This window comes from Streptomyces sp. NPDC031426 (assembly GCF_055581585.1).
On the sequence record NZ_JBVIJE010000025.1, the window covers coordinates 36098 to 49843 of the forward strand.

A 13746-nucleotide genomic window follows, 5' to 3' on the forward strand; every position below is an offset into this window, starting at 1 on the left:
TGACGGGCACGATCCACTCGCCTGCCTGCCGCATGACGCCCCGGGCGATGTGGGCGTGGTCTTCCAGCTGCGGGGCGTCGAGCATGGCGAGCACGGGGAACGGAAAAACGCCCGCCAGTTCGCTCCAACGCGGCGGCGGAAGAAAGCGGGTCGCTGTCCACCAGCAAGGGTGACAGGCCCGAAGTGTGCGGCGCGTAGGCCGACCAGACGGCGCTGATCGTCTTCCCCACTCCGGGTTTGAGGTTCACGCATACATAGCTCAGCGGCACAGGAGCCGACGCTAACGGCCGTACGCCGGCGACAACCGCAGACACGGAGTCACGCTGCGTGGTTCACCCTGCGGCGCCTGGGAATCATTCCCGCGGGCTAAACTTCCGGCTCTCCTTTGAGTGGCTGAGCGGTCCGACCAACGGCTTCCTGCCGGTGGGTCCGACGCGGTCATGAGCAGGATCAGTCGGCGTCGGTGCGTGATGATGTCGTCCGCGGCTGCGACGGCCGCGCTGCGGCCGGTGCTGACTCGAGGGCGGGCTTCCCCGCAGGAGCGGGCGAGGAGGGTTTGACGAACCGTGGGAGGAACGGACTCGGACGGCCGGCCCTTGAGCGTCGCAGTGCCATGCGGTGGTTCCCGGCTCGTTCGACGGTTGCGAGCGGTTCCCGTCAGCTGCCGCCCGTGGCCGGTGTGCTCGTCCGGTCGGCTCACGACGGTGTCGAGGATCCGATCGGCCTCACACTCTGCCCCGAGACGCAGGTCGGGTCTCGGACCGGGGCGCAGACGTCGCCGCCGCCGGCCCGGTGTCGGTTGTGCTGATGACGTCGCCACGCCGACGCGTGCTGCCCTCCCGTCCTTCTCGGCGACGGCCTTCAGCGCCGCGGACTCAGTCGCATCGTCGAGCGTACACGGCGCCCTATATTGGACCGCATGAGCCGTTGGAAGGAGTTGACCGGGGGCACGTCCGGACAGGACTACGCTGCACGGTTCGCGGCTCTGGCCCGTAGCGGGAAGGACATGCACGGTGAGGCGCGGTTCTGCGCGTCGCTCGTGCCCGCCGGAGCACGGGTGCTGGACGCCGGGTGCGGTACCGGCCGGGTCATGATCCGGCTCGCGCGTCTCGGGTACGAGTGTGTCGGGGTGGACCTCGATGCGTCGATGCTGGCAGTGGCCCGGAAACAGGCGCCCGAGCTGCCCTGGTTCCAGGCCGATCTGGCCGAATTCGAGCCGGCCGCGCTCGGTGTCGCAGCCTACTTCGATCTCGTGGTCGCGGCGGGCAACATCTTCCCGCTGCTGGCCGCCGGCACCGAGGCCACGGTGGTCGAACGCCTGGCCGCGGCCCTGCGCCCGGGCGGTCTGCTGGTGGCCGGCTTCGGACTGGACGAAGCCCACCTGCCCCTGCCGCCCAGCATCACGCTGCCCGAGTACGACGACTGCTGCGCCACGGCCGGCCTCACGCTCGTCGACCGCTTCGCCACCTGGGACGCCGACCCCTACGACGGCGGCGGCTACGCCGTCAGCGTCCACCGCCGCTGAGCTGCACCACGAGGTGTCCTTCCGCCACCACGAACGTATCGTCTGCCGTCGACTCACCCCGCCGATCGGTGACGACGTACATCGGAGGGGGCCCGTGGGTTGGTGTGCCGCCTCTGCCTGGGGTCACGTGTGGCGACGATTCCCGCGCCGGTCTTCGGCGCGACGGGGACGCGACGCCAATCCGTTCTCCACCACCTGCAACGCTGTCACGTATTCAGCGGCAAGGCTCGGTCGCGTTCGACAGTAGTGGACGGTCCGACGAGAGGTCACCGGAGTGGTGGTTGTGGCACCTGGCCGTCCCGAGAGACCTCCAACGATTACGACGACCTGTCAACACTCTCTGGCTGGTCCAAGCTTCGAAGCTGCCAGACCATCCGGCCGTCCAGGAGATCATGGCGGTGTTCACCGCGGCCGGCTCCCCGTTGCGGGCGCGGGCGGTGTGCGAGGCGATGGACGTGCAGATCGCGCCCGACCACGTGAACAATGTCCGCCTGAAGCTCAAGCGGCTGGCCGAGAGCGGGATTCTGATCGAGACCGAGCAGGGATTGTCCGGCCGCGGCCGTAGCCGTCCATCGAGCCCACGGCCAGGCCGCCCGCACCAACCGAAATGGGTGCAGGTCCCCTCAGGGGATCTGCACCCATTCTCGATCTTCACTGCGTTAGAGGTATCGACGCGTCTCTGGCGGGCCCAATAGGATGCGGCGCTCAATTCAACCGCGATCAAGCAAGGAGGGGGGCGCGGGATGCTACTGACGTGCCGGAAGTGTCGGCAGCGCGGAGTTGCCTTTGACGGGATCAAAGGACTGTGTCCGGTCTGTCAGCAGGAGAGCGACTTGTCGAAGCCGCCTCAGCGTCGGGGGCGCAACGACAAGGCGGCGTTGCTGGTCCAGTCCAAGGTGAGTCCCGGGCGGGTCTCGCTGTCGGGCCCACTGCTTATGGTGCTGGCCGCAGCCGCGGTATCCATCGTCGCCGAGGCTGTGCGGTTCTACGCCGAGCGCACGCGGGCCCACCAATGGGCCTTGGCCGCCGCTAACAACGGCTATGACCGGCAGGCTTTGCACAGCGCACTCCAAACGATCAACACCACGAGCATGTTGCGCTTCGTAGTCTTCATGGCAGTTTGGTACGCCTACCAGCGGTGGGCGCGCGCCGGCCACGCGAACGCCATGTCACGCGCCGACATCGGGCTGGGTTGGATCAGGGCCCTGCCAGGCGGCCGCGGAGTCGTCTGGACCTACGGCGCGTGGTTCCTGTCGGTTTTCGCCGCGGTCTACGTCTCGTTCGTGACCAACTCCAACCTCCAAACGCCCGGCGACTACGAGACCGCGGCGAACGTCGACGCCGGCTACAGCCTGGTCCGAATAGCCCTGGCCGTCCTACTGAGCGTGTTCGTGGTGCAGTTGACCCTTGGGCTGAACAAGCTGCTGGCCACGCCGCAGACGATGGACGTGGCCGACCGGCCCGTCGAGCTGCAGACCATCGACAAGGAGTAACCTGCCACGCCTGGCCGCAGCGCCGGGGGAGCGCGACCTGCGATGTTCCAGTTATCCGTAAAGGTGCGGTCCCCTGAAGGGATCTGCACCCAACCGAAGTAGCAAAACGGGCATCAGCTCGCGTACCACCCTCTCCACACGCACCGGGCTGCCGGGATGCGTGGGTACGCAGCCGCACACGACTGGCTGGCAACTTCCGTCACACGTACTGGACTTGAATCCGGTCGAGGGTGTCTCGTCGCTGTTACGGCGCGTTCCACTGGCCAACACCGCCTTCACCGACGACGAGCACCTCGGAACGCACCCTCCGCCGAGGTCTGCGCCACATCCAGCTCCGCCCTGACCTCGTCGACGGCTGCCTCGCCGGCACCGGGGGTGATCCCGCTGGGGGCGAAGACGCGGAACGGCGGGCCCCAGAAGCCGGTGCCGCGGCTGGTGTAGAGGAGGGTGCGGGTGCCGTGGTGGCTGAGGCCGGCGAGGGCGGGCTGGTCGATGCGGACCAGGTGGTGGAAGGGCCATATCTGGCCGCCGTGGGTATGGCCGGAGAACTGGAGGTCGACGCCGGCGGCTGCCGCCCGGTCGACGAACTTGGGCTGGTGTGCCAGGAGCAGGACGGGCAGGTCGGGGTCGGCGCCGTCCAAGGCTCCGGCGAGGTGGGCGCGATGGCCTGCCAGGCCGGAGGACTCGGCGGTGACGTCGTCCACGCCGGCGACCACCTGACCAGGCTGCCGTCTCGCGCACTGTAGCCGGTCGTCCTCGGGCCGGCCGGAGGGGCGTTCATGGGTGCGGCCCCGTGGGGCGAAGGAAGGCGGTCGGTTGGGAACCGGAGTCGGCCGTCGCCGAGGGAGGCGAAGGCCGCGCCGGTCGCGGCGAGCAGCACGACGTCGGAGAGGGCGCTGGAGATCTGGAGGGCGGCGGAGTTGGCACCGGCCTCCTTCGGTGTGGAGCGCCGGGCTCAGTGGGCCAGCGCGAGCACGGCCTCTACCGTCTTGCCGGACCTGTGTGTGCTGACTCGTACCTCTTGCGCCAGTTCCAAGACCAGCGGCCAGCCGAATCCGCCGGGCTCCCACAGCGGCGTGTTGCGCCGGTGAGGAGGCGTGGGGCTGGCGTCCGCCACCCGTACGGTCACGGTTTCCTCGTCCGCCCGCAGTCCGAAGCCGGTCACTCCGCCGGCGTGCCGGATGGCGTTCGCGACGAGCTCCGACACCGCGAGGAGTATCGCTTCCGCCTGAGCGGAGTCGTCGGGCTCCAGGACGGACAGGAAGATCCGCGTGATACCCCGTGCGTCCTCGGCTGTTCGAGGGCTCCTGGCGGACCGGTGCACATCCTCCATGAAGGAGGGCACCATCACTCACCTCCGATCTCAATGGGTGCTTTTGTCCGCTTACCCGGCAGGGCCGGGATCAGACGCGTTCCACTTACAGGTGAGTCCGCAGGTCGATCGACGGCGGTCTGGGGGTATCCGAAGCCGTGAAAGCCCCCAAGGCGTTCGTTGCCCTGCGGGAACAATGACCGAAGACCGACCAACCAGCCGTGCCGTACCGCACGAGGAGGGATGTGGAATGTTCCGGCGGACGGCAACCGCTCCGCGCACCACCCATCGACGCCCAGGAGGGTCGGGAGACCCGGTGGCGCGACCCGGCGTTCAGGCCGTGCGGTCGCCGGTCCGCGCGTCTTTGTCGTCCATCTGTAGTGTCGCCGCGTCGCAGAACGCCTCCAACCCCTCCAGCAGCGCCGCTCGTTTGCCGACGGGCATGAGCCTCAGCACCGTCTGCAGCTCCTGCTCCCTGCGCGTGCGAAGTTCGTCGAGGAAGGCGCGGCCCCGCTTGCTGAGGTGCAGCCGGATCTCGCGCCGGTCGGCCTTGCCGATCACGCGCTCGACGAAGCCGGCCGCGACCAGCCGGTCACAGAGCCGACTGGTCGCGGGGGGCGCGGAGGAGAGCGCGTCACACAGGGCGCGCAGGTTGATACCGTCCTGGTGCTCCAGGGTCAACAGCACCCGCATCTGCGACGCCGACGCCGGCGCGGTGGAGGCCCGGCCCCACAGGACTTCCAGCAACTCTCCGGCCGTCGCGGTCACTCGGGCGACCTCGAGGGGTTCCGGGCGGGGACGGAATGCGGTCACTGTCACACTCTCGCAGGCACTGGGACGGTCGCCAGCGTACTAGGCACCCGCAACGGCAACAGATGGTTTGAACGGCTTGGCGCGGCTACCGAGCGGCCTCCTCGCGAGCGAGGCCGGTACGTGTCCGCCGAAGGATTGGTGTGTTTACCACCGTGAACAGATACGTGACCGCTGAGCGGGCTCTGCGCACAGCGGCATCCCACGAGTTGCTCGACGCCGTCCGTCGCGTGCTGGTCGAGCAGTACGGCGCGGAGTCCGTCGACCTGCTGATGGCCGACTACGGGCTGACGGTGCTTCAGCCTGTGTCGGTGCTGCCGAACACCGAGGAGCCGGTGTCCGTGCACAACAGTGCGGCGGGCCGTGCTTTCGGTGCCCAGGAACCGGTCGTCGAATCCGCTTCCGGCGGCCGCGTGCGGGTGCACCTGCCGGTCAGCGTGCGCGGGGACCGGCAGGGAGTGCTGTCCGTGACCCTCGCGCGCAGGGGCGGGGTCCGGGAACTGCTCGGTGAACTCTCCGACATCGCTGAGGTGCTCGGCCACGAGCTGCTCGTCGCGGAGCGGGACACCGACATCTACGTGCAGGCGCGGCGCAAGGACCGGCTCACCCTGGCCGCCGAGATGCAGTGGCAGCTGCTGCCCGGACGCTCATGCTCCCGCCGAGAGTACGAACTGGCGGGGCAGTTGGAGCCGGCGTACGCGATCTTCGGTGACAACTTCGACTGGTCCGCCACGGCCGACCGCCTGACGCTGTACGTCACCAACGGCATGGGGGAGGGAATAGAAGCCTCCCTGCTGACGAACCTGGCCATCAACGCCCTGCGCAACGCACGCCGCGCCGGGCTCGCCATCGACGACCAGGCCGCCCTGGCGGACCAGGCGGTGTACGCCCACTACCGGGGCCGCGGCTACCTGTCGGTGCTGATGTTCGACTTCGACCTCGCGACGGGCCGCGCCGAGGTGGTGGACGCCGGCTCGCCGCAGATGCTGCGGCTGCGCGGCGGCACGGTGGAACACGTCACATTCGAGGCGCAGCTTCCATTGGGCATGTTCGAGGAGACCGACTACGTGGCTCAGGAGTTCCAAGTCGAGCCCGGTGACCGGCTCGTGTTCGTCAGCGACGGGGTGTACGCGGTCGCCGACCCCAAGGGTGAGGCGTACGGCGATGTCGCCCTTGCCCGGGCGATCCAGGCCACTCGGCTGCTGCCGGCCGCCGATGTCCCGCGCGCCATCCTGCGGGAGTTGACCGGCCACCGCGGTCGTTGCGCCCCCGACGACGACGCGCTCGTCGTCTGCCTCGACTGGCACGGCACCTGACCCCGGACCGGATCGCCCGGGCACTTTGATGTGTAGCGATCCCGTGTTGTTCGCACCAGACCGTCGACGCTAACGTTTGCCATGAGGCAATGATCCAGTCTCAGGCGTGGTCGATCGACGGCCCTGTACAGGAGGAGGCGATGAAGGTGTCGGAGCAGGAGGCGGTCGAGTCGACGGCGCGCCGGCTGGGGATTTTCCTGAAGCGCCGCCGGGAGCAGATCGCTCAGCGCTGGGCCGATGCGCCGCTCTTCCGGACGGTGTTCACCGTATCGCGCGAAGAAGCGGTGGAGGCGTGCAAGGCAGTGGTGGACGCGCTGTCCGACGTAGCCTTGTCCGGACGCCTGGAGGACATCACCTCGTCCGGTTTCGACGGCGTGCGCGACCAGTTGGGACGCATGTCCGGTAGTCAGACCCGGGCGGGATGGAGTCCGGCCCGGATCGCGGACGAGGTGACCGCCCTGCGGGCCCCGGCGGCCGAGTTGCTGCGGGGCGAGTACTCCGACCCCTCAACGCCCGAGGCGGCCGAGGGCCTGCTGGCGTTGACGGCCCTGATGGGCACCCTGCGGCTGGTGGTGATGCAGACGGCGCTGAGTTCGGGCGAGGAGCTGATCGCACGGCAGCGGCAGCAGCTGCTCGAAGTGGCCACGCCGGTCATCAGCCTGTGGGAAGGCGTCGTCGCCGTACCGCTGATCGGCACGCTGGACAGCGCCCGCAGTCAGGTCGTCATGGAGTCCCTGCTGGCGGGCATCGTGGACCAGCGGGCCCGATACGCCATCCTGGACATCACCGGTGTGCCCACGGTCGACTCGCTCGTCGCGCAGCACCTGATGAAGACGGTGGCCGCGGCGCGGCTGATGGGCGCCGAGTGCATCGTCTCCGGCATCCGACCGGCCATCGCACAGACCATCGTGCAACTCGGCATCGATCTCAGTTCCGTTCTCACCCGCGCCTCACTCGCCGACGCCCTCGCCTACGCCCTCAGCCGGCTGGGCATCGAGGTCTCTCCCCGTGCGAGCATGCGGTGACCGCTCCCTTCCCGGGCCACGCGACCGTGGTGCCGGTCCTGGCGCTGGGGGACACCCTGCTGGTCAGCCTTCAGGGTGAGCTGCACGACGGCATGGCCGAGCAACTCCAGCAGGACATCAGTCACCGAATCGCCGGCAGCGGGGCGACCGGCGTGGTCATCGACATCTCCGGTGTGGAGGTCGTCGACTCCTTTCTTGGCCGGATCCTCGCCGAGATCGCGGCCAGCGCCAGTCTGCTGGCGGCCCGCACGGTCGTCGCCGGCATGCGGCCGGCCGTGGCGATCACCCTGGTCGAGCTGGGCCTCACCCTGCCCGGACTGACCACCGCGCTCGACGTCGACCGCGCCCTGGAAATCCTTGCTGGAACGTCCACGCCGGGCGCCTCGACCGCACGCGAGAGGGCGACGTGATGCCGGCTTCCGACCCCGCCGTCGAGACAAGCCTGCCGATCCGCTCGGACGCGGACCTCGCGTGGGTGCGCCAGCACGTACGCCAGAGCGCGGCCGACCTCGGCTTCGGACTGGTGCAGCAGACGAAGCTGGTCACGGCCGCCAGTGAACTGGCCCGCAACACCCTGGTCCACGGCGGCGGCGGACACGTGGAGATCACGCCACTGAACCGAGGCGTGAGCCGGGGTCTGCGGCTGACCTTCGCCGACAGCGGTCCGGGCATCCGCGACGTCGGGCTTGCCATGACCGACGGGTACACCAGTGGCGGCGGCCTGGGGCTCGGTCTCAGCGGTGCCAAGCGCCTCGTCGACGAGTTCGAGATCGACACCGAGCCGGGCCGGGGCACGACCGTCACGGTCATCGCCTGGACCACAGGCGTACCCGCGGCACGGCCGGGGGCGTGATGGGACGCGTCTGGGACATCCCGGTGCACGACTCCACCCGCGTACGGGACGTCCGGGTGGCGGTCGAGGCGGCCAGCGCCCATGCCCGTCTCGACCCGCACCGCACCGCGGTCGCCGCCCTGGTCGCCACTGAACTGGCCACCAACCTGGTCAAGCACGCCAGCGGCGGTCGGGTCCTGATCGACCTCGTCGACCGGCCTGGAGCCACCCGCGCCCCCGCCGTGCAGGTGGCAGCCATCGACTACGGCCCGGGCATCCCGGACATCACCGCGGCCCTGCGCGACGGGTATTCGACCAGCGAGGCGTCACTCGGCGCCGGCCTGGGTACGTGCATGCGCATAGCCAGCGATTTCGACCTGTACAGCACCTCCCGTGGCACCGTCGCGGTCGCCCGCTTCGACCAGGAGCCGGCAACGCGTCGGGAAGGGAACCGGCAGGGCCCGAGAGCGGGAGGGATCAACGTTCCCCTCGGCCACGCCGAGCACTCGGGAGACGCCTGGAGCTGCGCCCGCGCGGGCAGCCGCCTCACCCTGATCCTCGCCGACGGCCTCGGCCACGGCGCGCACGCGGCGCACGCGTCCAGCGCCGCCGCCGACGAGCTGCACCGCTCGGCCCACCTGCCACCGGAGGAGATCCTGCGCCACATGCACCCGGCCCTTCGGCCCACCCGCGGCGCGGCAGTCGCGGTGGCACAAGTCGACACGGACACCGGAGAACTGGCCTTCGCCGGCGTCGGCAACATCGGAGCCCGCCTGCACGCCGGCGACTCATGGGACCACCTGGTCTCCCACCCGGGCATCGTCGGCGCCCAGTTCCCGGCGTCCGTGCCCGTACGCCGCCGGCCCTGGCGGCCCGGTGACCTGCTCGTCCTGCACAGCGACGGTCTGCCCAGCCGATGGATACCGCCGAACGATCTCGGCCTCCTCGCCCATGAACCGGCAGTGGTCGCGGCGACCATCCTGCGCGATGCCAGCAGTGCCGCCAACCCAGTGCGCGACGACACCAGCGTGGCCGTCCTGGCCTCCGACCCCGTGGACCGACGCCATGATCCCGCCTGACATCCGGAAGATCACCACACCCGCCGAGGCCGCCCGAGCTCGGAGCTTCGCGGCACACCTCACGGCCTCCCTGGGCGCGCCCGATATCGGACGGGCGCGCTTCCTCACCGCCCTCACCGCACAGTTGCGGAAGTCTCTCGGCCAAGGCGGCGCCGAACTCACCCTCACTGTCCGGCAATCAGCCCCGGACAAGCCCGTACGCGTACAGGCTGCCGTACAACCGGCCACGCCGTCCCCGGGACAGGCCTCGCCGTGGCGCCTGGCCCTCTCCTGCCCCGGTCCCCTGACACAGGACCCGCCTTGCCCGGCGCACCCCGACGCCACCGCGACCGCGTCCGCCGAAGCTCTGCTGGCAGCGGACGAGGAGACCGCGGCGGTTCTGCAGAAGCTGGACGAGTCGGAGAAGCTGCTCCAGCTCCACCGTGAGGAACTGCACCAGACCAACCAGGGCGTGCTGGCCCTGCACGCCGAACTGGACGCCGCCGCGCTGACCCAACAGGAACTGCTTGACGCGGAACGAGCCGCGCGCGGCGAGGCGGAGAAGGCACGACGCCTGCTGACCTTCCTCGCCAACGCCAGCGCGGTCGTCACCGCGTCGCTCGATCACCGGGACATCGTGCGCCGCCTGCCCGACCTCCTCGTTCCGGAGTACGCGAGCCAGGTCGACGTGTGGCTCTTCGACGAAGACGAGAAGACAGCCGGAAACGACCTCCACTCCGCCGCCGCGGTGGCCGCCGCCCGCACCGACCGCCCGCAGCACGCCGGACCGCACCCTGGCGACCTGCCCGGCATCGACGACCGCCCGCCCTCCGCCCTGTCGCCGGACCGGCCTCTGCTGTGCATCCCCCTCACCGTGCGGCGATCCCTGGGTGTCCTGACGCTCACGGCACCCGGCGACCGCTTCGACGCCGACACCAGCGTCATGCTGCTCGAACTGGCCCGCCGTGTGGCCATCGCCCTGGACAACGCCCTGCGCTACGAACAGCACCGGGACACCGCCGAGGAACTCCAGCGCGCCCAGCTCACCGACCTGCCCTCCGCGGACGGCTTGCACCTGGCCGCCCGGTACCTGCCCGCCACCCGCGGCCTCAACATCGGCGGTGACTGGTACGACGCCTTCTTCCAGCCCGACGGCAGCCTGCTGACCGTCATAGGAGACGTGACCGGGCACGGACTGCGCGCCGCCGTCATCATGGGCCAGCTGCGCACGGCACTGCGGGCGTACGCGATCGACGAGACCAGCCCCGCCCGGATCCTCACACGGCTGCACCGCATGCTGTGCCACCAGCAGCCCAACCTCTACGCCACTGCCACGATCGCGCGCTTCAGACCGGACGATTTCCAGGTGACGTGGGCCGCCGCCGGCCACCCGCCGGCCGTGGTCCGTGCTCCCGGCGGCGCCGTCCGCGTCCTGGACGACAGGCCCGGGGTCATGCTGGGCGTCCCGATCCCCTTCGAGTACGAGGACCGTACGACCGAGATCGAACCGGGCTCCACGCTGGTGCTCTACACCGACGGCCTGGTCGAGCGGCGTGCCCAAGGCATCGATGCCGGGATTGAGTTGCTCGCCCGGACCCTGGCAGCATTGGACGAACCCGACCTCGAAGACCTCGACGCGAGCGCGGAGTCCCTCCTCAAACCCCTTGTCCATGAGTCGGAGCGCGACGACGACGTGTGCGTCCTTCTGTGCCGCACCGCTCCGCTCCGGAGCCCCTGACAGGAGACACGGACCGGCATGCGGCCGATGCCGGTCCCGGGATGACCCTGCACCGCTCCCGTCCGCGGAGGGCCCGACTCCGGGCCGCCCCGCTCCTGGCGATGGTCGAAGAGACCCTGTCCGAGCAGTCTGCTCACATGAAGCCTGGCGGCCGCCTGGGAGCCGGCGCCCGCGGCCTCCGCTCGGCGACCGGGGACCTCGGCGGCGGGCGCCCACCGCGCCAGGTCCTGAGCGCGGCCCGCGGAGCCCGCCGCACGAGACCGCGACGGAATCAGCGGACCGGAGGACTCGCAGGGCCGTCGGCAGGGCCGGTCCAGAGTTCCTGGACCAGCCCCGTCACCGCTTGCCAGGCGGCTCGTCCGGAGCGGGCGATACCCTTCTCTGAGCGGCGAGTAAAGCCTTCAGCCCCCGACGCAGGGCCGACCGCTCCGCCGGTTGCAAGGCCGTCAGCGCAGCCGTCAGTGCCTGGGCCCGGCGCGACGCCACGTCGTCCAGCACCCGTCGTCCCTGCGCGGTGAGGCTCAGCCGTACCTCACGGCGATTCCGCGGGTGCAGTGCGCGTTCCAGCATTCCCGCCGCTTCCAGCCGGTCACACAGCCGGCTGGCCGTGGGCAGCCCTATGTGCAGCCGCTCGGCCAGAGCGGTGAGGTTCAGCTCAGGTGCCGCCTCCAGCGTCCGCAGAGCGCGGAGCTGGTGGAGGGACAGGCGCAGGGGCGCTTCCTGAGCGGCCAGCGACCACAGGTTCGTGAGACTCTCCACGGCGTCCGCGATCTCCAGCGCGACGGCGTCCGGGCCAGCGCCCGGCCCCTCCACACGGTCATCGCCAGAGCCGTCGAGACGGGTCACGAACACATCGCTTTCACTGGGTATCGGACGCTGCTGAGGTCACCCTCATCAAATCGCTGTGTACCCGACGGCAGGGGCAGCAAGCCGTTTCCCGGCCGACCCCGACCGAAGTGGGCCGCCTGGGCGTCGCTTCATGGTAAGACCCATGGCTTTACGTCCTCGGAACCGGGGGACCCGGTCGTAAGCGGCCGGCGCGGACATCCGGCTGCTGTGGTTGGAGAGACAGTAGGCGACGGACGGAGCGGCGGCGCCCTCAGGGCCAGGGGCGGATCCAGATTGCAGAGCGCATGGCGACCGCCATCCGGGCAATGCGCCGGGTGTGACACACGTTGGAGTCGTCGTACTGACTCTGGTGACCGCTCTGTCGGCTTCGGCCGCGGCGGTTGGGATCTCGCCCTCCTGGTGGTTCGCGGCGCTCCCGCTCGCTTTCGTGGGGGCGGTGGGTGTCCGGTGCAGCGTCGACATTCGGTGGTGCGGCGGCAGGGGGTTTCGCGCAGGACACCGGTGAGGGCGGCCTGTCGGAGTTCCACCTGCGTCCGGGCGGCGAGCTCGTGTGGGAGATAGGCACCGGGTACTTCGGCTGCCGCACGCAGGACGCCGGTTTCGACGCGGCCGAGTTCTCCGGCAAGGCCGCGGACCTGCGTCCTCACATGCTCCGTCGACGCGTCGACCCCTTCACCGAGCGCTCGTACGAGGAGATGTCGGAGTGGCTGGAACCGGAGCAGTTGCTCGCCGAACCACCACCTTCGTGGGCGACCGACTGGAAGGCCGCCGATCCGGACCGTTTCACCGTCCGACGTGGACGACTGCCGTGGCCCGTACTGACGGAGGTTCGAGGAGTGCTGATCGGCGGCTGGGGTAGACGGGTGCTGCCGGACGATGTGCCGGCGAGGACGAGACCCAACGACCGGGAGGGGCGCATGACGCCGACGACGACCACACGGACTGCCGGGCAGACGGTGGACGTTCCGGAGATCGCGGACCCGTCCAAGGTCGCGCCGAAGAACGCGCGGGAGCTGTCGAAACTGTTCTTCGGTCAGTTGGCCGTGCTGGAGGAGGGCACGCCCGAGTACAGCTACGCGCGCAACACGCTGATCGAGATGAACATGTCCCTCGTCCGCTATGCGGCCGGCCGGTTCCGCAGCCGGGGGCCGGAGGAGATGGAGGACATCGTCCAGGTCGGCATGATCGGGCTGATCAAGGCGATCGACCGGTTCGAGCTGTCCCGGGAAGTGGAGTTCACCTCCTTCGCGGTCCCGTACATCGTGGGGGAGATCAAGCGGTTCTTCCGTGACACCTCCTGGGCCGTGCACGTGCCGCGACGGCTCCAGGAAGCCCGCTCCCAACTGGCTCGGGCCAACGAGGAACTGCGCACCCGACTGGGGCGGACGCCGACGAACAAAGAGCTCTCCGAGCTGATGAGCCTTCCGGAGGACGAGGTCGTCGAGGCTCAACTGGCCGCCAACGGCTACAAGTCGGCCTCCTTGGACGCGGCGATCAACAGCAGCGAGGACGGCGAGGCCGCGCTGGCGAACTTCATCGGCGACGAGGACGAGGCTCTGCAACTGGTCGAGGACTTCCATGCCCTCGTACCGCTGATCGCGGAACTCGACGAACGCGACCGCAAGATCATCCACTGGCGCTTCGTCGAGGAACAGACCCAGGCACAGATCGGCGAACGCCTCGGCATCTCCCAGATGCACGTCTCCCGTCTGATCAAGCGGCTCCTGGCACGCCTGCGCGAAGGCATGCTCAGCACGGAATAACGGCCGGGACCGGCCGCACAGGCGG

13 protein-coding genes and 2 pseudogenes are annotated in these 13746 nt (G+C 69.8%); 11 read left to right on the forward strand and 4 right to left on the reverse strand.

The window, feature by feature from the left end; all coding sequences use genetic code 11:
- Nucleotides 1–919 precede the first annotated feature (919 nt).
- The 4 genes and pseudogenes from ACZ5NH_RS35105 to ACZ5NH_RS35120 form a co-directional block, all read left to right on the forward strand.
- Nucleotides 920–1525 (forward strand): class I SAM-dependent methyltransferase, encoded by a 606-nt coding sequence (locus ACZ5NH_RS35105; protein ID WP_388635614.1) that lies wholly within the window; start codon nt 920–922, stop codon nt 1523–1525.
- A 392-nt stretch (nt 1526–1917) separates the two neighbouring features.
- Nucleotides 1918–2220 (forward strand): hypothetical protein, encoded by a 303-nt coding sequence (locus ACZ5NH_RS35110; RefSeq protein ID WP_468781104.1) that lies wholly within the window; start codon nt 1918–1920, stop codon nt 2218–2220.
- A gap of 138 nt (nt 2221–2358) precedes the next feature.
- Nucleotides 2359–3018, forward strand: a complete 660-nt coding sequence (locus ACZ5NH_RS35115) for a hypothetical protein (protein ID WP_468781106.1) — start codon at nt 2359–2361, stop codon at nt 3016–3018.
- 132 nt (nt 3019–3150) lie between these two features.
- Nucleotides 3151–3392, forward strand: a pseudogene (locus tag ACZ5NH_RS35120) (IS630 family transposase); the annotation flags it as partial.
- Here the strand turns inward: ACZ5NH_RS35120 and ACZ5NH_RS35125 are convergent.
- From ACZ5NH_RS35125 to ACZ5NH_RS35135, 3 genes and pseudogenes are all read right to left on the reverse strand, one after another.
- Nucleotides 3393–3734, reverse strand: a pseudogene (locus ACZ5NH_RS35125) (metallophosphoesterase); the annotation flags it as partial. It lies immediately after the preceding pseudogene.
- A gap of 239 nt (nt 3735–3973) precedes the next feature.
- On the reverse strand, nt 3974–4351 hold the full coding sequence (locus tag ACZ5NH_RS35130; RefSeq protein WP_451551665.1) for an ATP-binding protein: 378 nt from the start codon (nt 4349–4351) through the stop codon (nt 3974–3976).
- A gap of 312 nt (nt 4352–4663) precedes the next feature.
- Nucleotides 4664–5149, reverse strand: coding sequence for a MarR family winged helix-turn-helix transcriptional regulator (locus ACZ5NH_RS35135; RefSeq protein ID WP_468781108.1), 486 nt, complete (start codon nt 5147–5149; stop codon nt 4664–4666).
- A 158-nt stretch (nt 5150–5307) separates the two neighbouring features.
- Between ACZ5NH_RS35135 and ACZ5NH_RS35140 the strand changes: the two genes are divergently transcribed.
- From ACZ5NH_RS35140 to ACZ5NH_RS35165, 6 genes are all read left to right on the forward strand, one after another.
- Nucleotides 5308–6456 (forward strand): PP2C family protein-serine/threonine phosphatase, encoded by a 1149-nt coding sequence (locus tag ACZ5NH_RS35140; protein ID WP_468781110.1) that lies wholly within the window; start codon nt 5308–5310, stop codon nt 6454–6456.
- Nucleotides 6457–6596: 140 nt separating this feature from the next.
- Complete coding sequence (locus ACZ5NH_RS35145; RefSeq protein WP_468781213.1) at nt 6597–7481, forward strand: STAS domain-containing protein; 885 nt, start codon at nt 6597–6599, stop codon at nt 7479–7481.
- Nucleotides 7478–7891, forward strand: a complete 414-nt coding sequence (locus ACZ5NH_RS35150; RefSeq protein ID WP_468781112.1) for an STAS domain-containing protein — start codon at nt 7478–7480, stop codon at nt 7889–7891. Before ACZ5NH_RS35145 ends, ACZ5NH_RS35150 begins: the two co-directional genes overlap by 4 nt.
- On the forward strand, nt 7891–8334 hold the full coding sequence (locus tag ACZ5NH_RS35155) for an anti-sigma regulatory factor (RefSeq protein WP_351605392.1): 444 nt from the start codon (nt 7891–7893) through the stop codon (nt 8332–8334). Before ACZ5NH_RS35150 ends, ACZ5NH_RS35155 begins: the two co-directional genes overlap by 1 nt.
- A complete protein-coding gene (locus ACZ5NH_RS35160) occupies nt 8334–9392 on the forward strand; it encodes a SpoIIE family protein phosphatase (protein ID WP_468781115.1) in 1059 nt (352 codons plus the stop codon). The genes ACZ5NH_RS35155 and ACZ5NH_RS35160 overlap by 1 nt, the downstream gene beginning before the upstream one ends.
- Entirely contained in the window at nt 9379–11109 is a 1731-nt protein-coding gene (locus ACZ5NH_RS35165) for a PP2C family protein-serine/threonine phosphatase (protein ID WP_388635596.1), read from the forward strand. Before ACZ5NH_RS35160 ends, ACZ5NH_RS35165 begins: the two co-directional genes overlap by 14 nt.
- Before the next feature lie 336 nt (nt 11110–11445).
- Here the strand turns inward: ACZ5NH_RS35165 and ACZ5NH_RS35170 are convergent, their stop codons facing one another.
- Entirely contained in the window at nt 11446–11955 is a 510-nt protein-coding gene (locus ACZ5NH_RS35170) for a MarR family winged helix-turn-helix transcriptional regulator (protein WP_451551672.1), read from the reverse strand.
- Nucleotides 11956–12875: 920 nt separating this feature from the next.
- On the opposite strand from ACZ5NH_RS35170, the gene ACZ5NH_RS35175 reads away from it, so the two are divergent.
- Nucleotides 12876–13721 carry an RNA polymerase sigma factor SigF gene (locus ACZ5NH_RS35175; RefSeq protein WP_468781215.1) on the forward strand — a complete coding sequence of 282 codons (846 nt, stop codon included), beginning with the start codon at nt 12876–12878 and terminating at the stop codon, nt 13719–13721.
- The last annotated feature ends 25 nt before the right edge of the window (nt 13722–13746 follow it).